The organism is Rhizobium sp. Leaf384 (genome assembly GCF_001424065.1).
GTDB lineage: Bacteria > Pseudomonadota > Alphaproteobacteria > Rhizobiales > Rhizobiaceae > Ferranicluibacter.
On sequence record NZ_LMQE01000007.1, the window covers coordinates 311,555 to 337,106 of the forward strand.

The following is a 25,552-nucleotide window of genomic DNA, read 5'->3' on the forward strand; positions in this document are numbered from 1 at the left end:
ATGTTCAATCCGTCCAAAATCGTCGGACTGCCGGTCTCGCGCGTCGATGGCCCGCTCAAGGTCTCCGGCAAGGCACCCTACGCGGCCGAGCACTACGAGCCGGGAATGCTGCATGGCGTGGTGGTTCTGTCCACCATCGCCAGCGGCAAGATCCGCAGCATCGACACGGCAATGGCCGAGGCCTTTCCGGGCGTGATCAAGATCTATACGCACGAGAACCGCCCGAGCGCTGCCTGGTGGGACAGCAAATGGCAGGACAGCGTGGCGCCGCCCGGAAGCCCGTTCCGGCCGCTGGAAAAGCCGCACGTCCAGTTCGACGGGCAGCCGGTGGCTTTCGTCGTCGCTGAAACCTTCGAGGCCGCCCGGGATGCCGCCTCGCTGGTGACGGTCGCCTACAAGGAGGACAAGCCGGAGACGAAGCTGGCCGACGTGTATGCGAAGTCCTACGAGCCGAAGAAGAAGCGCTCCGGCATCCAGCCGCCGCCGAAGCCGCGCGGCAGCCCCGAAGAGGCGTTTTCCGGTGCCGCGCACAAGGTGTCTGCCGAATATGTGATGGAGGGCGAGCACCACAATCCGATGGAAATGTTCGCGACGACCGTCCTGTGGGAAAACGACAAGCAGCTGACGGTCCACGACAAGACGCAGGGCTCGCAGGCCTCGCGCGACTACATCTGCAACATCTTCGGGCTCGACCCGGAAAATGTCATCGTCAAGAACGCCTATGTCGGCGGCGCCTTCGGGCAAGGCCTGCGCCCGAAGCACCAGCTGTTTCTCGCCGTCATGGCCAGCCTCGACCTTAAGCGCTCCGTGAAGGTGGAGATGTCGCGCCAGGAAATGTTCGGGCTGACCTGGCGGCCATCCTCCATGCAAACGGTCTCGCTGGCCGCCGACGAGACCGGCATGCTGCAATCGGTCATGCACCACGCGGTGGAAGCAACGTCACGCTACGAGGACTATCAGGAGACTGTCGTCAACTGGTCGGGCCTTGCCTACAAGTGCGACAATGCCAAGCTGACCTATGAGCTCGCCCAGGTCGACATGTCGACACCCGGCGACATGCGTGCCCCCGGAGCTGCGACCGGCGTCCTCGCGCTGGAATCCGCCATGGACGAGCTGGCATCCGAGATCGGCATGGATCCGCTGGAACTGCGGGTGAAGAACTTCATCCACTTCGACCAGAACGACGACAAGCAACTGACATCCAAGGCGTTGCACGCCTGCTACCGCGAGGGTTCGGAAGCGTTCGGCTGGGACCGGAGATCGGCAGCGCCCCGCTCCATGCGCGATGGACACGACCTCGTGGGCTGGGGCATGGCAACGGGCTTCTGGGAAGCCGGCATGGCCCAAGCCGAGGCCAAGGTGCGCTACGCCATCGACGGAAAGGTCACCGTGTCCGCGGCGGCCACCGATATCGGCACGGGCACCTATACAATCCTCGCCCAGCTGGGCGCCGAAGCCTTCGACGTGCCGATCGAGGCGGTTCATGTGGCGATTGCAGATTCCAGCCTTCCCACCACGGGCGTGGAAGGCGGGTCCTGGACAGCGGCGTCAACCGGTTCCGCCGTGCAGATCGCCGCGGAAGCGGTCAAGGCAACCCTGCTCGACATGGCGCAGGACATGGACAACTCGCCCCTGGCCGATGCGCGTCCCGAAGAGGTCGTCATCCGCGACGGCCGCCTCGTGCTCGACGTCAACAGCCAGGTCGGCATCGCCCTCTCCGATATCCTCGCCTCCAAGGATCTGTCGTCCGTCGAGGAGCCGGGAAAGGCCGGTCCGGACATGATGCAGATGCGCAAGTTCGTCAGCTACACCCATTCCGCCGTGTTCGTGGAGGTCAAGATCGACGAGCAGCTGGGCGTCCTTAGGGTCACCCGCGTGGTCAGCGCCATCGGCGCGGGACGCATCCTCAATCCCAAGACGGCCCGCAGCCAGATCCTCGGCGGCATCGTCATGGGCATCGGCATGGCCCTGCACGAGGAGAGCATGATCGACCACCGCACCGGCCGCATCATGAACCACAATCTCGCCGAATATCACGTGCCCGCCCATGCGGATATTGCCGATCTCCAGGTGATCTTCGTGGAAGAGCATGACGACAAGGCGAGCCCCATCGGCGTGAAGGGACTGGGCGAAATCGGCATCGTGGGCGTGGCTGCGGCCGTTGCCAACGCGATCTATCACGCGACGGGCACCCGGTTCCGCCACTTCCCCATCACGATCGACAAGATCCTCGAAAGCGAGTTGACGCATTGATGACCCAGCCTCCCGTAAAGCTCGAACACTATCGCCCCGATGTCGAAACCATCGAGAAGGACGAGCCGGAGACCTCGCGCGCGCTGGCGGAGACGCTGCTGTCCATCGCCCACACGACCTGGCGCAACGGCGGCCATGCGGTGCGCAGCGTGCATGCAAAGAGCCATGGCCTGCTCGAGGGCACGCTCGAAATCCTGCCCGATCTGCCGGCCTCTCTGGCGCAGGGCATGTTTGCCAAACCCGGCCGGCACGAAGCGATCGTCCGCCTGTCCACCTCGCCAGGCGACATCCTGCACGACAGCGTCTCCACGCCGCGCGGCTTCTCGCTGAAGATCCTCGATGTCGAGGGCGAACGCCTGCCCGGCGGGCTGGAAGGCTCGACCAGCCAGGATTTCCTGATGGTCAACGGCAAGCAGTTCAATTCCCCGAGCGCCAAGGCCTTCCTCGCGAACCTCAAGGGCCTTGCGCTGACCACCGACCGCATGGAGCGGACCAAGGAGGTGGCGTCCAAGGTGTTTCGTGCCGTGGAGGGCGCGCTCGAGGCATTCGGCGCCGAGAGCGCCACGCTGAAGAGCCTGGGCGGACATCCGGAAACCCATATTCTCGGCGAGAGCTTCTTCACTCAGCTGCCGCACCGTTACGGCGAGCACATCGCCAAGTTTGCGCTGGTGCCGGTCAGCGAGAACCTGAAAGCCCTCAAGGACCAGCCGATCGACGCGAACACGGATGAAGACGCCTTGCGGCACGCTGTCCGCACCGTCTTCGCCAGCGAGACGGCCGTGTGGGAACTGCAGGTCCAGCTTTGCTCGGACCTCGAGTCCATGCCCGTCGAAGACGCCTCCGCGATCTGGGACGAGGCGAAAAGCCCGTTCATCTCCGTGGCGCGGCTCACCGTGCCGCCGCAGGATTCGTGGACGGCCGACAAGCAGAAACGCATCGACGACGGCCTGTCCTTCCGCCCCTGGAACGGCATTTCCGCGCATCAGCCGCTCGGCTCCATCATGCGCATGCGCCGCGAAGCCTATGATAAATCCGCGGCTTTCCGCTCCGAGCGCAACCCGGTCCCGGTGCGCGAGCCCGGTGCCCGCTGTCCCGTCGCCGCCGTTTGAGGCGATGGACAGCTTTATGTGCCGCAGCGTTTCGACGCTGCGGCAGAGACTGGAATAAGGACATTTGCATGAATCGCTTCGAAGACAAGGTCGTCATCGTCACAGGTGCGGCCTCCGGCATTGGCGCGGCAACAGCCCGCCGCTTCTCAGAGGAGGGCGCCCGCGTCGTCATGGTGGACAAGGACGGGGAGACACTGACGAACACCGCGCAGACGTTTCCGAAAGACCGCACCCTGGTGCAGGTCGCAGACGTCTCCCAATCCACCTCCGTCGATGCACTGGTGGAAACCGCCGTCCATCGCTTCGGCCAGATCGACGTGCTCGTCAACAATGCAGGAACGGCCGAGAGCGGCCGGCCGGAGGATATCACCGACGACGCCTGGCGAAAGGTCATGGCGACCGATGCCGACGGCGTCTTCTACGGCTGCCGGGCGGCAATCCCGCATCTGGAACGCACAGGCGGGGTCATCGTCAACACGGCCTCCGTCTCCGGCATGGGTGGTGATTGGGGCATGAGCCCGTACAATGCCGCCAAGGGTGCCGTCGTCAACTTCACCCGGGCGCTCGCGATGGATCTCGGCAAGCGCGGCATTCGCGTCAACGCGGTGTGCCCGAGCCTCACCCGCACCGGCATGACCGAGGACATGATGGGCGACGAGGCCCTCCTGCAGACCTTCTACGAGCGCATCCCGCTCGGTCGCGTCTGCGAACCCGAAGAGGTGGCCGCCGTCATTGCCTTTCTGGCAAGCCCGGATGCAAGCTTCATCACGGGGGCCAACATCTCCGTCGATGGCGGTGTTTCCGCATCCAACGGCCAGCCGCCGCAATAGGCAAACATCCCCTCGGATTGCCGGTCCGTGCTGACCCCGAGGGCCGGGCCGGGCCATCTCAAACCCGACAGCTTTGCCCATGAAAAAGCCCGCCTGCCAATCGGCACGCGGGCTTTCCCATGCGCTAGACGAGCTTGTGCTATCGGACGATGCGCACCGGAACCGACTTTGCCGCCGGCACCTTGCTTCGCTCCGCATGCTGCCACAGCGGGATCAGCACGTTGCACTCGGGATAATAGGCGCCGCAGCATCCGTCCGGAATATCATAAGGCACGATCTGCAGCCCATCGATCCGGCGCGCAACACTATCGTCGGCTACGGTTTCCAGAGCGATCTTCTCGCCTGCCCGCGCGCCGATCTTGGCCATTTCCTTCTTGTTGAGAAACAGCACCATGCGCGTGCCGTCCACGCCGCGGAAACGGTCGTCATAGCCATAGACGGTCGTGTTGAACTGATCGTTCGAGCGCAGCGTCATCAGCCGCAGTACATCCGGTCCGTCCGGTGCAAAGCTTGCCGACAAGGACTTCGGCAGCTTGAACTCGGCCTTTCCGCTTTCTGTCTTCCAGATCCTGTCGCGCACCGGGAGCGGCTTTTCCATGCCTCCGGGCGTGTGCATGCGCGCGTTGAAACCGGTAAAGAGCTCGGGATAGGTCGCCTCGATGGCATCCCGGACCGTCGCGTAGTCGTCCACCCACGTGTCCCAGGGGACGCGGGGATTGGGCGCGAGCGATGCCTTTGCCAGTTCGGCGACGATGCGGATTTCCGACTGCAGCGTGTCGGAGGCGGGCGCATGAAACCCCTTCGATCCGTGGAAGCAGGACGTGCTGTCCTCCATGGTTACGGTCTGCGGGCCACTCGCCTGCTGGTCGACCTCGGTGCGGCCGAGACACGGCAGCAGATAGGCGACCCGGCCGTTGAACAGATGGCCGCGGTTCAGCTTGGTGGCGATCTGCACGGTCAGCCGCATCCGCGGCCATGCCTTCTCCATCAGCCCCTGCTCGGGCACCGCCCGGAGAAAGTTTCCGCCAAGCCCGATGAAGGCCTCGACCGTACCGTCGATGATGCCCTGACAGGCATCGACGGTCGCCAGCCCTTCCTCGCGCGGCGGCTCGAACCCGTAGAGCTCCTTCAGCTTGTCGAGCGGCACCAGTTCGGGCTTCTCCGATATGCCGACGGTTCTCTGGCCCTGCACGTTGGAATGGCCCCGGACAGGACAGATGCCCGCTCCGGGCCGGCCGAAGTTGCCGCGCAGGAGCAGGAGATTGACCAGCATCTGCACCGTCTGGACGCCGAGCTTGTGCTGCGTCAGGCCCATGCCATAGATGCCCATCACGCTCTTCGCGCTCATGTAGACGCCGGCGGCCTGCGTGATCGCGGTACGGCCGAGGCCCGCTTCCCGTTCCAGCACCAGCCAGTCCTGCGCCTTGACAAACGCGATGAAATCTTCGGCGCCCGTGGTGTGCTGTGCCAGGAACTCCCTGTCGAGCACGCCTTTGCCGCCCCGCTGCAGATCGGCATCGTCGGCCTCGAGCAGCGCTTTCGCCATGCCGATGATCACGGCGATATCGCCGCCGGCCTTGACCTGGTGATACTGACAGGAAATTTGGGTCGCGTTCTGCGTCAGCATCTGGACCGGATCCTGCGGATTGACGAAGCGTTCGAGTCCCCGCTCCTTCAGGGGATTGAAGGTCACGATGCGCGCGCCGCGCTGAACGGCTTCCTGCAGCTGGTGCAGCATGCGGGGGCTGTTGGATCCCGGGTTCTGCCCGAAGAAGAACATCGCGTCCGCCGCATCGAAATCTTCGAGGCGCACCGTGCCGACCGGCTGCCCGATGCTTTCCAGAAGTCCGACGGATGTGGACTCGTGGCACATGTTCGAGCTGTCCGGCAGATTGTTGTTGCCGTACATGCGTGCCAGCAGCGCATACATGTAGGACGTCTCGAGAGACGCGCGGCCGGATGCATAGAACACGGTGCGCTTCGGATCCTCCGCCTGGATCGCCTTCATCTCCGCGCCGATCGCGGCATAGGCCTCTTCCCAGCTCGTCTCCACATAATGGTCGGTGGCGGCGTCGTAGCGCATGGGATGCGTCAGGCGTCCGGTGGACTCGAGCTTGAAATCGTCCCAGCTGCGCATTTCGGTGACGGTATGCCGGGCAAACAGCGCCGGCGTCGCACGGTCGGCCGTCAACTCCCAGAAGGTCGCCTTGGCCCCGTTTTCGCAGAATTCGGCGGGGTGCGGCTTGGCGGGCTTGGCCCAGGCACAGCTGACGCAGGCAAAGCCGTCCGGTTTGTTCTGCTTGGCAAGCCCCGGCAGGATCGAGACCGGTCGCTTGCTTTGCCGCGCCTGGCGCATCAGCGACTTGACCGACCCCCATCCGCCAGCCGGCGCAGTGTAGGTCGTGATCTTGGGCACGTGGGACATGACGGAAGCTCCAGAGGCAGGAGCAACAGGAACGGCCGGAGGCCGCGCCGGTTCCCCGCAACCATCAACTTCATGGCACCTGCGACCTCTTGGCGCGGCCGGCGCCGACAAGGGGGCATGAGAGCGTTGAGACCGCCGGAGACGCGGCGGTTCGCCAACGGAAACAGGAACCTTCCCGACGGCCCACGGTTTGACGTGGAGGCCGACCCATAGGGAGCCGGCGCACGGGAGCCTGTCGTCCGACGGCAGCGCTCGCGGACAGAAGGAGGAACCGCCATGCAGCCCATCAAGGAACCACGGGAAAAGGACGACTATGCCGAACGCGCGCTCGACTGCCGCGAGGCGATCGGCGCCAAGGTGCAGCAGGTGACGGAAGCCGCGATGCATGCCGGCTGGAGCCGTGACGAGATCAAAGCGGCCTTCATCGACATTGCCGACCACTGGAAGACCACGGACCACATCGTATGAAGCGACCCCGCCCATGAGCACACCCACAACCGGAACCTGGCGTCATCTCTGCGTCGACATGCAACGTCTTTTCGCCGAGGATACGCCTTGGCGCGTCGACTGGATGGGCCGCATCCTGCCCAACACGGTTGCCTGCGTGGAGCGGGCGCCGGATCGCACGATCTTCACGCGCTTCATCCCCCCGGCCTCGCCGGATACGGCAATCGGCGCATGGAAGGCCTATTACGAAAAATGGCGCAACATGACGCGCGAGGCCCTCGAGCCCGGAATGCTCGATCTCATGCCGGAGCTCGCGCCCTTTGCACCGCCGGCGCGGATCTATGACAAGCCCGTCTACACGCCCTGGTTTGCCGGTGACCTGCAAAGGATCCTGCGCGCCGAGGGCGTCGAGACGCTGGTCATTACCGGCGGGGAAACCGACGTCTGTGTGATGACAACGCTTCTCGGCGCGATCGATCTCGGCTTCAACGTCGTGCTGATCCGCGACGCCATCTGCAGTTCCGCGGACGAAACGCACGATGCGACGCTGCAGGTTCTCAGCAACCGGTTCTCGGTTCAGCTCGAGATCCTGGACACCGAAAGCTGGCTGTCGCGATCCTGAGCCTGTCCGCGGGAATGCCGCTTGTGGAACATCGACGCATCCTGGTGGTTCACATGGCAGAGCAGATGAGGAGACCGACATGACCGAAGCATTCAAAAGCACCGGCGCCGCCGGCACGATCGACCAGAAACCCCGCTGGGAAGGCCCGGAGGAGAGCCGCCCGAGCGGCTATCTGCCGGCCAAGGACGATCCCGACAGGGAGCCCGATGCCAATGGCGAAACGCTGGCCGAGCCCGAGCGGGCAAAAGCGACCGATGCCGGCAAGGTGAAGGGAGACTGAAGATGACCGATCACGCCAAGCCTGCTGCCGAAACGGACGCGAAGGGCGCCTTCAAGCGCCCCACGATCGGGCGCGACAACAATGGCGTCACGAGCGCCAAGCCGACCGTCCTCACGGGATCGGACGACAGCACGATCAACACCGGTCCGGGTGGCGAACGACGTGAGGGCAAGGATTTCGACATGAACTACAACGAGCGCGATGCAAGCGCCGGCGATCCTGGCAAGGCATCCTGAGACCCGTTGATGTCGGCAGACACACGGCCCCGTCGGAAACGGGGCCGTTTTTACGTCAGGCGGCCAGCGCCCTGTTGTTGCGCGACAGATAGAGAATACCCTTCTGCAGCAGGATGAAAGCGAAGAGGAGGAAGCCGATGAGGATCTTCGTCCACCAGCTCGACAGGGTCCCGTCGAAGGTGATGTAGGTCTGGATGAGCCCCTGGATAAGGATGCCGATCAGCGTTCCCGCCACGAAGCCCGACCCACCCGAAAGCAGCGTTCCCCCGATCACCACGGCGGCGATCGCATCCAGCTCGACGCCCACGGTGGCGAGCGAATAGCCCGCCGATGTGTAGAGCGAGAAGACGATGCCGGAAAGGCCGGCCAGCAGGCCCGACAGCGCGTAGATCATGATCGTCGTGGTGCCCGTGGGAACCCCCATCAGCCGCGCGGTCTGCGCGCCGCCCCCCAGCGCATAGACATTGGTGCCAAAGCGGGTTCGGTGCGCAATGAGGATGCCGAGCGCGAACACCAGAAGCATGACGCCCCCGATCAGCGTCAGCCGGCCACCGCCGGGAAGCTTGAGATAGAAGCCCTTCATCGTCGCGTAGAACGGATGCCGGATCGGGATGCTGTCGATCGACAGCACGAAGGCCATGCCGCGGGCAAGGAACATGCCGGCAAGCGTCACGATGAAGGCGGGCATTTCCAGGTGATGGATGATCGCGCCCATCAGCGCGCCGAAGCTGGTGGTGATGATCAGCACCAGGACGAAGGCGGCGAGCGGATGGATCGAGGTGTTCTCCATCATCACGGCGAGAAAGACGCCGGTAAAGGCGATGACCGAACCGATCGACAGGTCGATGCCGCCCGACAGGATGACGAACGTCATGCCGACCGCGGCGATGCCGAGAAAGGCATTGTCCGTCAACAGGTTGCCGATGACGCGCGTGGACAGGATATTGGGAAACTGAAACGCGCAGAGGGCATAGGAGAGGACGAAAATCAGGATCGTCGCCGCCAGCGGAAGATGTTTGGCTTTCATTTCGCTTTGCTCTCCGCAGGCTTGGGCGTGCTGTTCGACCGCGAGAGGAAGGCAAGCGTGCCTTGCAGCTTCGGCGATTGCAGCACGAGGATGAAGACGATGATGGCCGCCTTGATGATCAGGTTGAACTCGGGCGGAAAGCCCGACAGCAGGATGCCCGTATTGATCGACTGGATGATCATCGCGCCGAGCAGCGAGGCTGCGATCGAGAATCGTCCACCGAGGAGCGAGGTGCCGCCGATGACGACCGCGAGGATCGCGTCGAGTTCGAGCCACAGGCCGGCATTGTTGGCGTCCGCACCGCGAATGTCGGCTGCCGCGATGATTCCGGCGACGGAGGCGCAGAGACCCGAGAGAACATAGGCGGCGATCAGCAGCACAGGCGTGGAAACGCCCGACAGGGTGCTCGCCCGGCGATTGACGCCGACCGCCTCGATGAGCATGCCGAGTGCCGTGCGCCGCACGAGAAGGGCGACGAGGATCCCGGCCGTGATCCAGATCACCACGGGCATGGGCAGGCCGAAGAGCGAGCCGCTGCCGATGAAGATCAGACCTTCATCGTTGAAGGTGAGGATGGCGCCGTTCGTCACCATCTGCGCGATGCCGCGTCCGGCCACCATCAGCACCAGCGTGGCGATGATCGGCTGGATGTCGAGGATGGCGACGAGAATACCGTTCCACAGACCGCAGAGCAGGCCGACACCGACGGTGATCAGCAGCGTGGCCGGGAGCGAATAGCCGGCGGTGATGGTCGATGCCGCGACCGCCCCGCAGATCGCCATGACGGCGCCGACGGACAGATCGATGCCCTTGGTGGCGATGACCACGGTCATGCCGATCGCCAGAAGCGCCACCGGCGCGCCGCGATTGAGGATGTCGATCAGCGAGCCGTAGAGACGACCGTTCTGGATCTGCAGATTGAAGAATCCGGGAAAGGCGATCGACACGAGGCCGAGGATGATCGCGAGTGCGATGAACTGCGGCAGCAGCCGCTTGCCGTAGAGGCCGAGCATGGACATTACGCGATCTCCCCTGCCGCCGCCCCGGCGGCGGCCGATATCTGGTCCGGCGTCTTCGCCGTGCCGGCAATCGTGTTGACGATGCTCTCGGTGGTGATCTCGGCGGCCGTCAGCTCGGCCACATGCTCGTGGTCGCGCAGAACGATCACGCGGTGGCTGTAGACCACCAGCTCCTCGATTTCGGACGAGATCACGATCAGCGACATGCCTTTCTCGCAGAGCGTTTCGATAAGTCGGATGATTTCCGCATGCGCTCCGACATCGATGCCGCGCGTCGGCTCGTCGAGAATGAGGAAGTCCGGGTTGGTCGCCAGCCAGCGCGCAAGGATCGCCTTCTGCTGGTTGCCGCCCGAAAGGAGCCGGATCGGTTTTTCCGCGTCGGTGGTGCGAATGTCGAGCGCCTTGATGTATTCGGCAGCCAGCCGGTCCTGCTCGGCGCGCGGAATGGGTCTGGCCCAACCGCGGCGGGCCTGGAGCGCGAGTGCGATGTTCTCGCGCACCGAGAGGTCTCCGATGATGCCGTCGGTCTTGCGGTCTTCAGGACAGAAGCCGAATTTCTGGCGGATGGCGGCCCGTGGCGACGACAGATCCGCCGCCTGGCCGTCGATCGTCGCCGTGCCGCTGTCGGCACGCCGCGCGCCGAACATGACCTCGGCCGTTTCCGTGCGGCCGGAGCCGAGCAGGCCGGCAATGCCGATGACCTCTCCGGCCTTCACGTCGAGATTGAACGGGTTGATCCGGCCCTTGCGGCCGAAATCGCGGAACTGGAAACGAACCGGGCCATCGACCGTCTTGGAGGCCCCTGCTTCGTCATGCACCTCCGCCGCCAGCTCGCGCCCGAGCATCATGGCGATCAGGTCGCGCCGTTCGAGGCTTGCGGTGTCGCGCGTCCCGACGAGCTGGCCATTGCGCAGGATCGTGACGCGATCGGTGATCTCGTAGACCTGCTCGAGGAAGTGGGTGATGAAGATGATGCCGAGGCCCCTCGCCTTCAGCCGCCGCACGACGCGGAACAGCATGGCGACTTCATGGGCATCGAGGCTGGCCGTCGGCTCGTCGAGGATCAGCACCTTGCCGGAGACATCGACGGCGCGGGCAATCGCAATCACCTGCTGGATCGCCACGGAAAAACTGTCGAGGCCGGCGGTCACGTCGATGTCGAGGTCGTATTCGGCCAGCAGCGCGCGCGCCTTGCGATTGACGGCGCCGGTGTCGATCAGGCCGAAGCGGCGGGGCTGACGCCCGAGAAAGAGATTTTCAGCAACGCTGAGATTGGGCAGGAGGTTGACCTCCTGGTAGACCGTTCCAATGCCGAGCCGCTGGGCGTCCAGCGTGTCGCGCGGATCGATCTCGACGCCATCGAGCAGGATCGTGCCGCCGTCGCGATGGTAGGCGCCTGTCAGGCATTTCACCAGCGTCGACTTGCCCGCTCCGTTTTCGCCGAGAAGCGCATGCACCTCGCCGCGACGAAGCGAGAAATCGACGTGATTGAGCGCCTTGGCACCCGGAAACACCTTGTCGATGCGGTTGGCGGATAGAACGGTATCCAGATCTGTCTGCATGATCCCTCCCGGAGCGTCGGCCGGCGTTGATGCGCCCGGATCGCTCCAATGCTGTCAGTGGATGCGGTGTCGTCCGTTCGGGCGGACCGTCCTGCGACATGCGCAGCCGGGGATCGCCGAACCTGCGGTGCGACCGTGGTCGGAAGCGCTTGGAACGCGGCGCGTCGTTGCCGACCGGCAAGCGTCAACCGGCGGAGGCCCCTGCTCCCGCCGGTCGCATGTGCAAATCGTCGGTCCGGGTGCCCCTTCAGGAACCCGGACCCGAGATCAGCCTCTTAGTAGCCGAGACCCTTCTTGGCGTCGTACACCTTCTGCGGATCATCCGCCTGGGTGTAGAGCTTGGATTCCGTCTGGATCCACTTCGGCGGCTCCTTGCCGTCCTTCTTGAAGGCAGCGAGGGCGTCGAAGGCGGGGCCGGCCATGTTCGGCGTCAGTTCGACCGTCGCATTGGCTTCGCCGGCCGCCATGGCCTTGAAGATATCCGGAACGGCGTCGATGGAAACGACGAGGATGTCCTTGCCCGGCTTCAGCCCGGCTTCCTTGATCGCCTGGATGGCGCCGACGGCCATGTCGTCATTGTGCGCGTAGAGCGCGCAAATGTTCTTGCCGCCGTTTTCCGCCTTCAAGAAGCTTTCCATGACTTCCTTGCCCTTGGTGCGGGTGAAGTCGCCGGTCTGCGAGCGGACGATCTTGAGGTTGTCGTGACCCTTCAGCGCTTCTTCGAAGCCCTTCTTGCGGTCGATGGCCGGCGACGAGCCGGTCGTGCCCTGGAGTTCGACGACATTGCACGGCTTGCCGGCCGTCGTGTCAACGAGCCACTTGCCGGCGACATTGCCTTCATGCACGAGGTCGGACGTGACCGCCGTCATGTAGAGGCTCTTGTCGGCATCGACCGTGCGGTCGAGCAGGATGACCGGAATGCTGGCATCCTTGGCTTCGCCAAGCACTTCGTCCCAGCCGGTCGCAACGACCGGCGCGACGAAGATCGCATCGACGCCCTGCGCGATGAACGAGCGAAGAGCCTTGATCTGGTTTTCCTGCTTCTGCTGGGCATCGGCGAACTTCAGGTCGATGCCGCGCTTTTCGGCTTCCTGCTTCGTCACCGTCGTTTCTGCCGCGCGCCAACCGGACTCAGAGCCGATCTGCGAAAAGCCTACCGTCATGTCGGCAGCGGATGCGCTGGAAAATACGCAGCCGGCGAGAACCGTTGCACAGCTAAGTGCTTTCATAAACTTCATGATTTCCTCCCAAAAATCGCTCCTCAGCGATGGCGGTATATAGTCATACAATATGACTTTAGTAAAGTGGATCGGCGGGCGAAATTGCCAGGTTTCGACATTTTTCGCGCACGTTTTCCGGTCGCACGATCGGTTGTCGGTGTACGTGCAAAAGCACCCGCTTCTGGCGAAGCGGGTGCTTTGATTTCAAGAACTTACGACTTGTTTGCCGGGTTGCTCTGGCCGTAGTAGGCGCCAGGGCCATGCTTGCGCTTGAAGTGTTTGGCGAGCAGTTCTGGCTCGATCTGCGGAAGCTTCGGCGCGAGCTGCAGCGACATCATCGCCATATGCGCGATGCACTCGACGGCAACCGCAACCTCGACCGCCTTCGCCACCGTCTTGCCCCAAGTAAACGGGGCGTGGCGGTTGACGAGCACGCCGGGAAAATCCAGCGGATCAGCATTGCCAAGGCACTCGACGATGACGTTGCCCGTTTCCCACTCGTAGGCCGTGCCGATCTCCTCGGCCGTCATCTTGCGGGTCACGGGAATATCGCCGTTGAAGTAGTCGGCATGCGTGGTCCCGAAGATCGGGATCGGCAGTCCGGCCTGGGCGAACGCTGTCGCGTGCGACGAATGGGTGTGCACGACGCCGCCGATGTCCTCGAAAGCCATCAGCAACCGGCGATGTGTCGGCGTGTCCGACGACGGGTTGAGCGTTCCCTCAACCCGCTTGCCGTCGAAATCGACGATCACCATGTCCTCGACCGTCATGGCAGTGTAATCGACGCCGCTCGGCTTGATCGCAAAGACGCCCCGCGCACGGTCGACCGCACTCGCATTGCCGAAGGTCAGGTTGATCAGGCCGTGGCGCGGCAGCGAGACATTCGCCTCGAAGGCTTCGCGCTTGAGTTCCGTATAGACCGACATGGCGTCCTCAGCCCCGGATGCCGCGGGCGAAGTGGTAGTACACCTCGTTGTTGCGCAAATCCTGCTTGAAGGCGGGCAGCGTCGTGTCGTCGTTGATGACGGCGAGCTCGATGCCGGCGATGGTGGCGAAGTCTTCCAGCATCTCGGTCGTGACGTCGTAGCTGTAGACCGTGTGGTGCGCGCCGCCGGCGAGAATCCAGGAGGTGCAGGCGGTCTTGAAGTCCGGCTTGCATTCCCAGACGGCACGCGCAACCGGCAGCTTCGGCAGGTCGGGATGCTCGACGGATTCGACTTCGTTGACCAGCAGGCGGAAGCGGTTGCCGAGATCGATCAGCGACGCGTTCAGCGCCGGGCCCTTGATGGCGTCGAACACGAGACGGACCGGATCGTCCTTGCCGCCAATGCCGAGCGCGTGGATCTCGACCGAAGGCTTGCCGCTGGCAATCGTCGGGCAGATTTCCAGCATGTGGGAACCGAGCACCTGCTCGGAGCCGGGCGCCATATGGTAGGTATAGTCTTCCATGAAGGAGGTCGCGCCGGTCAGGCCTTCGCCCATGACCTTCAGCGCGCGGAGCAGTGCCGACGTCTTCCAGTCGCCTTCACCGGCAAAGCCGTAGCCATCGGCCATCAAGCGCTGCGGCGCCATGCCCGGCAGCTGTGTCAGGCCGTGCAGGTCTTCGAACGTGGTGGTGAAGCCTTTGAAGCCGCCTTCTTCGAGGAAGGCGCGAATGCCGAGTTCCTGGCGGGCATTGTAAAGCAGCGATTCGTGACGGGCACCGCCTTCGGCAAGGTCGGGCACCACGTCGTAAAGCTTGACGTATTCAGCAGCGAGCGCCTTGACGTCTTCGTCGCTGACGGCGTTCATCCGGGCGGCGAGGTCACCGATACCATAGGTGTTGACCGAGAAGCCGAAGGCCATTTCGGCCGAAACCTTGTCGCCATCGGTCACGGAGACGAAGCGCATGTTGTCGCCGAAGCGGCAGAAACGGGCACCCTGCCAGTCGTGCCAGGCGCGAACGGCGCGGATCCACGCATCGATGCGCTGATGGACTTCGGGGTCCGTCCAGTGACCGACGACGACCTTGCGGCCGAGGCGCAGGCGCGTGTGCATGAAGCCGGCTTCGCGGTCGCCGTGGGCCGACTGGTTGAGGTTCATGTAATCCATGTCGATCGTCGCCCAGGGCAGCTCGCGATCGTACTGGGTGTGAAGATGCAGGAACGGCTTGTTCAGCTGGGCCAGCCCGCGGATCCACATCTTGGCCGGCGAGAAGGTGTGCATCCAGAGGATGAGGCCGGCGCATTCCGCGTCGGCATTCGCCTCGATGCAGAGATCGGCAGCCTGTTCCGGCGTCGTGACGATCGGGCGGCAGACGATTTCGAGCGGGAAATTGCCGGTATCGTCGAGGGCCTTGGCGATTTCCTCGGCATGCGCCGTCACCTGCTGGAGGGCCTCCGGGCCATAGAGGTGCTGCGATCCGCAGACGAACCAGATTTTAGCGGGCTTCAAACCAAACATCGTATCAGTCCTTGTTGTCTATCCTGTCGCACCCGTCGGGTGCGGAAGTTTCAGCTGTTGGCGGCGTACTTGATGTCGATCAGGCTCTTCATCAGGCCGGAAAGATCGGCCTGCTTGTTGAGACCGCCGAAGCTGTCATGCAGGTCGCGGTAGAGCGTGTAGAGGTCGTTGTAGACCGCCTGGTTGGCTGCGATGGGCGTATAGCGCTCGTCGCGCAGCGCGGTCATGGCAGATTGGGCGGTCTCGAAATCCGGGTGTGCACCGGCCAGGACCGACGCCGCGATGGCGCCGCCCAGTGCGCAGGTCTGGCTGGAGCCTGCGACCAGCATGGTGCAGCCGGTGACGTCGGCATAGATCTGCATCAGCATGGGATTCTTCTCGGCAATGCCGCCGGTGCAGACGACGCGATCGACCGCAACGCCATACTCCCGGATCCGCTCGATGATGGCACGCGCGCCGAAGGCCGTCGCCTCGACCAGCGCCCGGTAAATTTCGGAACGGGTCGTATAGAGGGTCTGCCCGAGGATCAGGCCGGAGAGGCGCTGATCGACGAGGATCGTACGGTTGCCGTTGTTCCAGTCGAGCGCCAGAAGGCCGCTCTGGCCCGGCTTCAACTGCTCGGCTTCGGCCGTCAATTCGCCATGCAGCGCACCGGAGCCGCCGCAGACGCCCTCGACCCACCATTTGAAGATATCGCCCACGGCCGACTGTCCGGCCTCGACACCGAAGAAGCCGGGCAGGATCGAACCTTCCACGATGCCGCAGATGCCGGGAATATCGCCCGGCTGCGTCTTGACCGGCACGACGGCGCAGTCGCAGGTGGACGTGCCGATGACCTTGACCAGCGTGCCCTCCTCGACGCCGCAGCCGATGGCGCCATAGTGAACGTCGAAGGCGCCGACGGCGATCGGGATGCCGGCAGGCAGGCCAAGCTTGTCGGCCCACTCGGCCGACAGGGCACCGGCGGGCGTCGCGGCGTCATAGGCCTTGTCGTAGAGCCGGTCGCGCAGCTCGGCGATCTTCGGGTCCAACATGGCCAGGAATTCCTTGTCCGGCAGCCCGTTCCACGCCGTGTTGTAGAGCGCCTTGTGGCCGGCCGCGCAGACGCCGCGCACGATGTCGCTCGGCGTCTTGACGCCGGCGAGCACCGAGGGCACCCAGTCGGCGAGCTCGACCCAGGAATGGGCGGCGGCGAACACGTCGGGCGCGACCGTCAGGCAACGCCAGATTTTCGACCACCACCACTCCGACGAATAGGTCGAGCCGACCATCGCAATGTATTGCGGACGGTGTTCGGCGGCGAGCTCGGTGATACGCGCGGCCTCGCGCCAGCTGGTATGGTCCTTCCAGAGCCAGCACTGCGCATTGGGGTTGTTCTCGAACTGCGGCAGCATGCCGAGCGCCTGGTTTGCGGCATCTACCGGCAGCGGGCTCGAGCCCGTGCTGTCGACGCCGATGCCGGCCACCTTGGAGACGTCGAAATCCGGCTGGGTCACGGCCTCGCGGAGCGCCCGCGCCACGCTTTCCTGCAAGCCATAGAGGTAATCGGCCGGGCTCTGGCGCGCGACATTGTGGTCGCGCGGGTCGAGCAGCACGCCCTGCGTCCCGCTGGGATAGTCCACGACGCCCGTGCCGTATTCCTTGCCGTCGGACGCGCGCACGATGAGGGCGCGAACCGAATTTGTGCCGTAGTCGATACCGAGAGTGAACATGAAAGCTCCAGAAAAATGCGAATGTCAGCCTGTCGAAACGTCACGAACCGCTGCGACCGCAACGCGTCCTCGAGACACGCGCTGGGATCGCAGCGAAAACTTCGGGCCCGCGGCCGTCCCGAACCGTCGGACCGCCGAAACCCCGGGATCGGAGCCCGGAAGCTCGGAGACCCACCTGCGCAGCGCGATCTGCGCGGCGCCGCGCGCCCGCCGATCTCCTGCTCGAATAGTCCGATTCCCCTCCCGAAACCGCCGCTCCGCGAACAGCGCGGACAGAAAAATCATATTGTAATACTTTTGTAAACAGAGAACCTCAGCTTTTCCGCATGGACGTCGTCCCCGCTGACCTCACCCATTTCCGAGCCCCTCGCCGTGCACGTTCGCTTGCCGTGAACCCCCGCTGTGCGCCAGCGCAGATTGGCATGAGAGGATGACGAGGTGAAGGCGTCTCCAGCGATATCGACAGGCCCGTAACGCGCGCCTTGACTGTCGGAGGCTTGGCACGAAAAAGCCGGCACACTCATGATGCACCGGCCCTTCATGTCGTCGATCCGCGGCTTGGCGCGCTTAGACAGCCAGACGCTTGGCGACCTGATCGCGGAGCGCGTGCAGATCCTTGGCAAACGCGCGAATGCCTTCGGACAGCTTTTCTGTCGCCATGGCATCTTCGTTCAGCATCCAGCGGAACGTCTTCTCGTCCATGTGGATTTTCTCCACGGGCGTGACGTTGTCGGGCGAAAGCTTGCGCTCGAGCTTGCCGTCGTCCTTGGACAGTTCTTCGAGCAGCGCCGGGCTGATCGTGAGACGGTCGCAGCCCGCAAGCGCTTCGATCTCGCCGATGTTGCGGAACGAGGCGCCCATGACGACGGTCTCGATGTCGTTGGCCTTGTAGTAATTGTAGATCTCGCGCACGGAAACCACGCCCGGATCCGTTTCAGACGTGTACTTCTCGCCCGTGGACTTGACGTACCAGTCGAGAATGCGGCCGACGAAGGGCGAGATGAGGAAGGCCTTGGCATCGGCGCAGGCAACCGCCTGGGCCATGCTGAAAAGCAGCGTCAGGTTGCAGTCGATACCTTCCTTCTGCAGCACTTCCGCAGCGCGGATCCCTTCCCAGGTCGAGGCGAGCTTGATCAGGATGCGGTCGCGTTCGATGCCGCGCTCCTTGTAGGCAGCAATGATGGCGCGCCCCTTGGCAATCGAACCCTCGGTGTCGAAGGACAGGTCGGCATCGACTTCGGTCGAGACGCGGCCGGGAACCAGCTTGGACAGTTCCGCACCCACGGACACGGCCAGACGGTCGGCAACGGCGCTGACCAGCGCATCGCCCGAGCTCGATTGGCTCTTTGCCCAGGTGACGGCTTCCGCATTGATCTCGTCGAACAGCGGTGTGCCCAGCGCCTTCAGCACGATGGTCGGGTTCGTCGTGCAATCCACCGGCTTGAGGCGGGCAACGGCCTCGATATCGCCGGTGTCGGCCACGACGGTCGTGATGCCGCGTAATTGTTCCAGCTTGGACATCATCTTCGCCTTTCGTCTTCTTTCGTCGGGAGGTGCGAAATGCGGCCTCTGCAGCGCGTCATCTCTGCCCTCGATAGGACTTCCGTCGCCGCGCGACGGTTGGTGAGACCGAACGGAAATTAAAGCCTGAGGTTCCGCTACCGGCCAGACTGGATATGAGGAGCTTGATGACTTTTGTCAAATCGTTTATTCAAAAGTTGTGCCGCATCCTTGGATTTCGGGACCGTCATCGGGACGCTATCGCCCCCGAGACCCATCATGCAAAAGGATCGACGCCTTGGCCAGACTGGACAGGACCAACCCGAACATACTGCTCGACACGCGCTCGTTGCGCCTGCGGGCGGCATGGCTGTATTACAACAGAGGGCTCACGCAGAAGGACATTGCCGAAAACCTGGGGATCAGCCGGGCAACCGTGATCCGCATGCTGGACGAGGCGGTCAAGCGCGCCGAGGTGCAGATCTGGATCAACGAGACGCCGGAGGATTGTACCGGCCTTGCCCTGCGGCTCGAGGAAAAGCTGGGACTGGACGAAGCGATCGTCGTTCCGGGCGACGGCAATGTCGATGAAACCGCCCGCGATGTCGGGGCGGCGCTGGGCACCTTCCTGTCAGAGGTCATCCGCGACGGCAATGTGGTAGGCGTCGGCTGGGGCCGAACGCTCAGCGCATCGCTGCAGACGTTCCGACCGCCGCGCATGGAAAAGGCCAAGATCGTGTCGCTTCTGGGCGGGCTGGTGGAAACATCCACCCTCAATCCGGTCGATTACTCCTGGCGTCTGGCAAGCGCGCTCGGTGCGGACTGCATGCTGATGCTGGCGCCGTTGATCGTGGACAGCGAGGAGACGAAGGCACGCCTGATCGAACGCTGCGGGCTCGACCGTCTGTTTGCGACCGCCGAGATGCTCGACATCGCCGTCGTCAGCTGCGGCGATTTCAGCGCCCACGGATCTTCCCTCTCCCCGGGATTTCTTCCGCCGGAGGATCTGACGGCGCTGCTGGCGGCCGGGACGGTCTGCGATACGCTCTGCCATTTTCTCGATGCGGCTGGAAACAGCGTCGATCACCCCTTGAACCGACGTGTCATGTCGGTCGGCCTTTCCGCTGTCGCCAAGGCTCGTCACGTCGTTATTGCCTCGGGCGGGCGCAAGCGCGTCGCAGCCATCCGCGCCACCATGGCCCGCACCGGCTGCCACACGCTGATCACCGACGAAGCCGCCGCGCGCGGCCTGCTCGACATGGCCTGAGGTCGACGGGCCCACGCTCGCCGAGCAGGCGCGCGGGACGAGCGACGGAACAGAAAGCCGGTCTTCGCTGTTCTCCCTGGGAACGAACCCAAGGAGACACACATGGCGCATACCGACGACACGACGAAGGTCTGGGATCTCATCGACAAGATCGGCTTCTGCATGCTGGCGACCGAAACCGGCAACGACATCCGCGCACGGCCGATGGCCGCCTATGTCGAGCGCATGGAGAATTCCGTCTACTTCCTGACCGACGCCGACAGCCACAAGGACGAGGAAGTCGAGGCGCATCCGAATGTCTGCCTTGCCTTTGCTGACTCCAAGGGCCATAAATACGTCTCCCTCTCCGGGACGGCGTCGATCGAGAACGACCGCGAGAAGATCAAGGAACTCTGGGGCACGCCGGCCAAGGCCTGGTGGGACAGCCCGGATGATCCGAAGATCCGCATCCTGCGCGTCACGCCGTCGTTTGCCGAATACTGGGACAGCCCCGGCACCGTCATCAGCTACATCAAGATGGCGGCAGCGGCCGTGTCCAACACGAAGCCGGACATGGGCGAGAACGCCAAGGTCAATCTCTGATCGATCCTCCACAATCGCTCCCGTTCGACGGCGCGGCACTTCTGCCGCGCCGTCTTTCATTCAAACCTACGACGTCCGCAACACGGCGCAGAGTGTCGACAGCCTGTATTATCCCGTGATAGAGATCGTGGAGCCCCCTATCTGAGGGCAGTGTCCATGCAGGGAGCGGTCTCATGACGGAAGCGGTATCGCCGGATGCGGTTCGCGCCCGCGGCTCGGGCACGCAAAGTGTCTACGCGGCCTTGCGCACGGAAATTCTGTCCATGGCCCTGTCGCCCGGCAGCCCGCTCGACGAGGTCCGACTGTCGGAACGCTTCGGCATGTCGCGCACGCCGATCCGCGAGGCGCTGCTGCGCCTGTCGGCCGATGGCTTGGTGACGACGCTGCCGAACCGCAACACCATTGTTGCCACCATCGATTTTGCAGCCCTGCCGCCGTATTTCGACGCACTCACGCTGATGTACCGCGTCACGACGCGTGCTGCCGCTGCGCGCCGCGATCCTGCAGGGATGCAGGAGGTCCGCCGCCACCAGCAGGCTTTCGCCGAAGCGGTCGAGGCGCATGACGCCTATGGCATGATCGAGGCCAACCGGGAATTCCACGTGGCCATCGCCGTGCTCGGCGGCAATCCCTATTACGTCAGCTTCTTCAGCCGCCTGCTGGATGAAGGCCGCCGCATTCTCAGGCTCTATTACTCGACCTTCGATGATCGGCTTCCCCGGCAATATGTCGAGGAACATGAAGCCATCATCGCCGCCATCGAGGCCGGCGACGTGGACACGTGCGACCGGCTGGCCATCGCCCATGCCGCCCAGATCGTTCGGCAGATCCAGGAGTATGTCGCCCGCGACATGGGCAAGGCGACAGCCATCCAGAACCTCTGATCTGTGACACGGCAACGGCCGGTCGTCACCCCGATCGACCAGCATCACGGACAGGTTCAGAGACTTCAGAGACACCCAGCGAGCCAGAAAGCACGTCATGCCCCATCCCGATCTCGGACTCCCCCCGTTCATTTCCGATGCCGAGCGGCAGCAGCGCCTGGAAACGCTGCGCGCGGGCCTTGACGCTCAGGGGCTTGCCGGTCTTCTCCTCGGATCATCCAAGAGCCTGCAGTATTTTACCGGTCTTCACTGGCATGCGAGCGAGCGGCTGCTGGGCGCCTTGGTGACCCCGACATCGCTGCATTACATCGTGCCCGGCTTCGAGCAGAGCCGTGTCGAAACGCTGCCGCATCTGCCGGGCGAGATTGCGGTCTGGCAGGAAGAGGAAAGCCCCGCCGATCTGATCCGCCGGATCCTCGGGACGACGGGGAGCCTTGCGCTCGACGACGCCCTGCCGCTCGCCATCTATCACCCCCTGGCGACGGCCTTCGGTGCGGAACGCCTCGTGGACGGCGGACCGCTGATCCGGGATATCCGGATCGTCAAATCGCCCGCGGAAATCGCCATCATCCAGCATGCGATGGATATCACGCTCGACGTGCACAAGCGGGCCCATGCGCAGATGGCACCGGGCGTGCGCGCCTCCGACATCGTCCGCTTCATCGATCGCGAGCACCGGGCCCTGGCCGGCTCCGGCTCCACCTTCTGCATTGTCTCCTTCGGCGCAGCCACGTCCCTGCCCCATGGCGCGGATGGCGATCAGATCCTCGCCGAAGGCGATGCGATCCTCGTCGATACCGGCACGCAGATCGACGGCTATCACTCGGATCTCACCCGCAGCTACATGCTCGGAGAGCCGACGTCGGACTTCGCCCGCGCCTGGAGCATCGAGCGGGAAGCGCAGCAGGCCGTGTTCGATGCCGCCCGCATCGGCGCGCCCTGCCACAGTCTCGACGACGCCGCCCGCGCGGTTCTCCGACGTCACGGCCTCGGCCCCGACTACGCGCTGCCCGGCCTGCCGCACCGCGCCGGTCACGGCCTCGGTCTGGAGATCCACGAGCATCCCTATATCGTGCGTGGCAACACGCTGCCGCTGCGCGCCGGAATGGTCTTTTCCAACGAGCCGATGGTCGTCTTCCCCGATCGCTTCGGCGTCCGCCTGGAAGACCACATCTACATGACGGAGGCAGGCCCCAGGTGGTTCACCGAACCGGCGCCAGGCCCTACCCAGCCCGTGGCATAAGGATCATGGGAGGCCTCGCCGAAGGCGCGGCTCTCCCTGCCCCTTGCGCCTTTCCGGGGATCCCGGATGGACGCCGGAAGGCTCAGAGCGCCTCGACAGCCTCGATGCGCGCTTGACCGCCGATGACGGGTGCAAAGGCGTCCCAGACGCCGCGCGCGCCCTGACGCCAGGCGGCAAGGTCGGGGACATCGAGAACCTGCCCGCCGTGCGACCGGGCGGTCGCGACGCTCGCCGCCTCGTCGGCGACGATCAGATCGTTGAAAACGCCCGCACCTTCCCGGGACGCATCGGTCAACACCTGCTGTTCCTCGGACGACAGCCCGTTCCAGAAGCTTCCGGCAAAATAGACGACGCCGGACGCGCGGATATGGCCTGTCAGCATCATCACCGGCACGACCTCATAGAGCTTGAACCCGGCATAGGCCGATTTCGTTAGGTCCATCGCATCGACCACCCCGGTGGACAGGGCATTGTAGGTTTCGGTGATGGGGATGCCGACGGGAACGGCTCCGAAGCCCGACCAGAGCTTGGTATGGAGCGGGCTCTGGATCACGCGGATCTTCCGTCCGGCCATGTCCTGCGGCCTGAGGATCGGCTCCTTGGCGAGCAGATGCCGGGCACCATAGTCGATGAAACCCGTGGCGATGAAATTCTGCGCTTTGAGCCTGTCTTGAAGCTCGACGCCGATCTCGCCGCCCACCACGCGCGCGACATGGGCCGCATCCCTGTAGAGAAAGGGCAGGTCCAGGATCTGCAGCTCGGGCACCCAGCCCGACAGCGAGGACGTGGTGGCGAGGCTTGCCTGCACAGCCCCGAGCCGCGTCGCCTCCGCCACGTCCTTTTCCCCGCCCAGCGCGCCATTGGCGACGACATTGAACCGGAAGCGGCCCGGCATGCGGCTTTCCACCCGCTCGGCGATATGCCGCCAGATCCGGGTTTCCGGCTTGTCCTCGCCCAGCAGGGAGGCGACCGTGATGCTCGTGGTCCTTGCGAAGGCCGGACGCACGAGCGCCGGCGCGGCGAGGCCTGCGGCCAGGGCGGATGTCAGGAAGCTGCGACGGGTGATGATGGACATGGGTTTCGAGTTCCTCAGGGACGGAAGATGAGCGCGAGCGCGGACAGGACGACGAGCGCGACGAGAAGCGCGGCGAGATAAGGCAGGACGGCGCGAAACAGTGCGAGGGCCGGCACGCCGGTCACGCCGGACACGACGAAGACGAGCAGGCCGAGGGGCGGCGTCAGCCCATGGATCATCAGGTTAACCACGAGGATCACCCCGAAATGCACCGGATCGATGCCGGCAGCGACGGCGGCCGGCAACAGCACGGGACCGATGAGAAGGATCGCCGCGCCGATGTCGAGGATCAGCCCCAGCGCCAGGAGCACGAGGTTGGACAGGAGCAGCACCGACAAGGCACTGCCACCGAGCAGCGTGACGAGCGACTGCATGACGCCGGCGATATCGTCGATGGCCAGCAGGAAGGCAAAGGGCGCAGCCGTGCCGATGAGCAGCCCGATTGCCGAGGCCTCGACGGCAGCCTGCCGGAAAACGCGGGAAACGTCCCGGGCGCCGCGCTGCGCCACGAGCGCGAGACCGAACGTATAAGTCGCTGCGAGTGCGGCGGCCTCGGTGGTCGTGACGATGCCGACGCGGATGCCGAAGACGACGATCAGCCCAAGCCCAAAGGCGGGAATGGCAGACAAGGCCGCACGCGCCTGCACGCGGCGCCCGACACGGGGCGTGCGCCCGTGCTCTCCGGCTGTCAGCGCGATGGCGACCGCCAGGCACAGCGCCATCAGCCCGCCTGCGACGAAGCCGCCGGTGAGCAGGGAACCGATCGACAGATTGGTGGCGGCGGCAAGCAGCAGGAAGGCGATGGACGGCGGAATGATGTTGTCGAGCACGGAGGTTGCAGCGATGATGGCCCCGGCCTGGGCCGGCGGATAGCCATGGCGCACCAGCTCCGGCTGAAAGGTCTCAGCCCCGAAGGCCGCATTGGCCACGGACGAGCCGGAGGCTCCCGAAAAGAGCACGCTGGTCAGAAGAACCGTCTGCGCAAGACCGGCACGCCGATGACCGACAAGGCTGGCGGCAAACCGCACCAGCCGGTCGGCAGCACCCGACGCCGTCAGCAGCGCCCCGGTGAGCAGGAAGAACGGGACGGCCAGAAGAAGGAATTTGGACAGGCCGGCAATCGTCGTCGACAGGATCGCCGGTTCCGGCAGGCTGCTGCCGAAGGCGACCGCCATGGCCGCAGCCGCTAGGAAGGCATGCGAAAGCGGCGCCGAGACCAGGAGACCCAGGCCCGCAAGCAGTGCCAGGAAGAGGCTCGGCGGCCAGGACGTTTCGATGACGGCGTGGCCTGCAAAAAGGTGCAGGGCGACGCCGAGCAGCGGTCCGACCACCGCCCCCACCCGGTCGCCTTGCGCGATCCGGGTCAGAAAGAGCCTCACGAGCAGGGCCCCGCCCCCGAAGACAGGCAGCGCGAAACGCAGGGCTTCGGGAAGCCCGAGCGTCGGCGACGTTCCCCCGACCATGCCGATCACAGCCGTCCCTCCGGAGACGAGGACGAGGCCGGCCAGCACCGAGACCGCGTCGGCACAGATGGCGGCGGCCCGCTGCGGCAGAGGGGGCAACCGTGACACCAGGACATCGAGCCGCATGGCGAGCGGCCCGTTCAGTGCCAGCGGTGCGCCGACGGAGATGAGGGCGATGTGCAGCCAGATCCCGAGATCCTCTGCCCCCAGAAGCCCGGTGTGGAACCCGTAGCGCAGCACGATGCCCGTGATCACCACGCCGAGCATGATCGCAAGGACGAACCCGGCCAGCGCGCCGAGAAGACGGTCGAGCCCGTGCAGAAGGACGCTGGCCATACGCGCCGGCCGACCCGG

The 25,552-nt window shown here is 64.5% G+C and carries 22 protein-coding genes; 11 read left to right on the forward strand and 11 right to left on the reverse strand.

What is annotated here, in order from left to right; all coding sequences use genetic code 11:
- From ASG25_RS17195 to ASG25_RS17205, 3 genes are all read left to right on the forward strand, one after another.
- Positions 1-2,253: a xanthine dehydrogenase family protein molybdopterin-binding subunit gene (locus ASG25_RS17195; RefSeq protein WP_062476659.1), complete on the forward strand. Its 2,253-nt coding sequence runs from the start codon at positions 1-3 to the stop codon at positions 2,251-2,253.
- Complete coding sequence (locus tag ASG25_RS17200) at positions 2,253-3,362, forward strand: catalase family protein (protein ID WP_062476662.1); 1,110 nt, start codon at positions 2,253-2,255, stop codon at positions 3,360-3,362. The genes ASG25_RS17195 and ASG25_RS17200 overlap by 1 nt, the downstream gene beginning before the upstream one ends.
- 68 nt (positions 3,363-3,430) lie before the next feature.
- Positions 3,431-4,192, forward strand: coding sequence for an SDR family oxidoreductase (locus ASG25_RS17205; protein ID WP_062476665.1), 762 nt, complete (start codon positions 3,431-3,433; stop codon positions 4,190-4,192).
- A 139-nt stretch (positions 4,193-4,331) separates the two neighbouring features.
- Here the strand turns inward: ASG25_RS17205 and ASG25_RS17210 are convergent, their stop codons facing one another.
- Positions 4,332-6,617 (reverse strand): FdhF/YdeP family oxidoreductase, encoded by a 2,286-nt coding sequence (locus ASG25_RS17210; protein WP_200942822.1) that lies wholly within the window; start codon positions 6,615-6,617, stop codon positions 4,332-4,334.
- 276 nt (positions 6,618-6,893) lie between these two features.
- Between ASG25_RS17210 and ASG25_RS17215 the strand changes: the two genes are divergently transcribed.
- The 4 genes from ASG25_RS17215 (at position 6,894) to ASG25_RS17230 (ending at position 8,202) form a co-directional block, all read left to right on the forward strand.
- Positions 6,894-7,085 (forward strand): hypothetical protein, encoded by a 192-nt coding sequence (locus ASG25_RS17215; protein ID WP_062476668.1) that lies wholly within the window; start codon positions 6,894-6,896, stop codon positions 7,083-7,085.
- A gap of 13 nt (positions 7,086-7,098) precedes the next feature.
- Positions 7,099-7,686: an isochorismatase family cysteine hydrolase gene (locus ASG25_RS17220; RefSeq protein ID WP_062476671.1), complete on the forward strand. Its 588-nt coding sequence runs from the start codon at positions 7,099-7,101 to the stop codon at positions 7,684-7,686.
- A 79-nt stretch (positions 7,687-7,765) separates the two neighbouring features.
- Positions 7,766-7,966: a hypothetical protein gene (locus ASG25_RS17225; protein ID WP_062476674.1), complete on the forward strand. Its 201-nt coding sequence runs from the start codon at positions 7,766-7,768 to the stop codon at positions 7,964-7,966.
- A gap of 2 nt (positions 7,967-7,968) precedes the next feature.
- A complete protein-coding gene (locus ASG25_RS17230; RefSeq protein WP_062476677.1) occupies positions 7,969-8,202 on the forward strand; it encodes a hypothetical protein in 234 nt (77 codons plus the stop codon).
- A 55-nt stretch (positions 8,203-8,257) separates the two neighbouring features.
- Here ASG25_RS17230 and yjfF read toward each other — a convergent pair whose 3' ends face one another.
- From yjfF to tal, 8 genes are all read right to left on the reverse strand, one after another.
- On the reverse strand, positions 8,258-9,229 hold the full coding sequence (gene yjfF / locus ASG25_RS17235) for a galactofuranose ABC transporter, permease protein YjfF (protein WP_062476680.1): 972 nt from the start codon (positions 9,227-9,229) through the stop codon (positions 8,258-8,260).
- Positions 9,226-10,248 carry an ABC transporter permease gene (locus ASG25_RS17240; protein ID WP_062476684.1) on the reverse strand — a complete coding sequence of 341 codons (1,023 nt, stop codon included), beginning with the start codon at positions 10,246-10,248 and terminating at the stop codon, positions 9,226-9,228. The genes yjfF and ASG25_RS17240 overlap by 4 nt, the downstream gene beginning before the upstream one ends.
- Complete coding sequence (gene ytfR, locus ASG25_RS17245) at positions 10,248-11,810, reverse strand: galactofuranose ABC transporter, ATP-binding protein YtfR (RefSeq protein WP_062476687.1); 1,563 nt, start codon at positions 11,808-11,810, stop codon at positions 10,248-10,250. The genes ASG25_RS17240 and ytfR overlap by 1 nt, the downstream gene beginning before the upstream one ends.
- A gap of 275 nt (positions 11,811-12,085) precedes the next feature.
- Positions 12,086-13,048: a galactofuranose ABC transporter, galactofuranose-binding protein YtfQ gene (ytfQ, locus tag ASG25_RS17250; RefSeq protein WP_062476690.1), complete on the reverse strand. Its 963-nt coding sequence runs from the start codon at positions 13,046-13,048 to the stop codon at positions 12,086-12,088.
- A 194-nt stretch (positions 13,049-13,242) separates the two neighbouring features.
- The gene (araD, locus tag ASG25_RS17255) at positions 13,243-13,956 is read right to left on the reverse strand and encodes an L-ribulose-5-phosphate 4-epimerase AraD (RefSeq protein ID WP_062476693.1); all 714 of its coding nucleotides are present in this window, start codon (positions 13,954-13,956) and stop codon (positions 13,243-13,245) included.
- A gap of 7 nt (positions 13,957-13,963) precedes the next feature.
- On the reverse strand, positions 13,964-15,472 hold the full coding sequence (araA, locus tag ASG25_RS17260) for an L-arabinose isomerase (protein WP_062476697.1): 1,509 nt from the start codon (positions 15,470-15,472) through the stop codon (positions 13,964-13,966).
- 50 nt (positions 15,473-15,522) lie between these two features.
- Positions 15,523-17,184, reverse strand: a complete 1,662-nt coding sequence (locus ASG25_RS17265) for a ribulokinase (RefSeq protein ID WP_062476700.1) — start codon at positions 17,182-17,184, stop codon at positions 15,523-15,525.
- Between the two features lie 567 nt (positions 17,185-17,751).
- Positions 17,752-18,708 (reverse strand): transaldolase, encoded by a 957-nt coding sequence (gene tal / locus ASG25_RS17270; protein WP_062476703.1) that lies wholly within the window; start codon positions 18,706-18,708, stop codon positions 17,752-17,754.
- A 274-nt stretch (positions 18,709-18,982) separates the two neighbouring features.
- On the opposite strand from tal, the gene ASG25_RS17275 reads away from it, so the two are divergent.
- The 4 genes from ASG25_RS17275 (at position 18,983) to ASG25_RS17290 (ending at position 22,660) form a co-directional block, all read left to right on the forward strand.
- Positions 18,983-19,951 carry a sugar-binding transcriptional regulator gene (locus ASG25_RS17275; RefSeq protein WP_062476706.1) on the forward strand — a complete coding sequence of 323 codons (969 nt, stop codon included), beginning with the start codon at positions 18,983-18,985 and terminating at the stop codon, positions 19,949-19,951.
- A 102-nt stretch (positions 19,952-20,053) separates the two neighbouring features.
- The gene (locus ASG25_RS17280) at positions 20,054-20,533 is read left to right on the forward strand and encodes a pyridoxamine 5'-phosphate oxidase family protein (protein ID WP_062476709.1); all 480 of its coding nucleotides are present in this window, start codon (positions 20,054-20,056) and stop codon (positions 20,531-20,533) included.
- A gap of 173 nt (positions 20,534-20,706) precedes the next feature.
- Positions 20,707-21,417 carry a GntR family transcriptional regulator gene (locus ASG25_RS17285; RefSeq protein ID WP_062476712.1) on the forward strand — a complete coding sequence of 237 codons (711 nt, stop codon included), beginning with the start codon at positions 20,707-20,709 and terminating at the stop codon, positions 21,415-21,417.
- A gap of 97 nt (positions 21,418-21,514) precedes the next feature.
- Positions 21,515-22,660 carry a Xaa-Pro peptidase family protein gene (locus ASG25_RS17290; protein ID WP_062476715.1) on the forward strand — a complete coding sequence of 382 codons (1,146 nt, stop codon included), beginning with the start codon at positions 21,515-21,517 and terminating at the stop codon, positions 22,658-22,660.
- Positions 22,661-22,742: 82 nt separating this feature from the next.
- Here ASG25_RS17290 and ASG25_RS17295 read toward each other — a convergent pair whose 3' ends face one another.
- Positions 22,743-23,735, reverse strand: a complete 993-nt coding sequence (locus ASG25_RS17295; protein WP_062476718.1) for a TRAP transporter substrate-binding protein — start codon at positions 23,733-23,735, stop codon at positions 22,743-22,745.
- 14 nt (positions 23,736-23,749) lie between these two features.
- Complete coding sequence (locus tag ASG25_RS17300; protein WP_062476721.1) at positions 23,750-25,534, reverse strand: TRAP transporter large permease subunit; 1,785 nt, start codon at positions 25,532-25,534, stop codon at positions 23,750-23,752.
- Between the last annotated feature and the right edge of the window lie 18 nt (positions 25,535-25,552).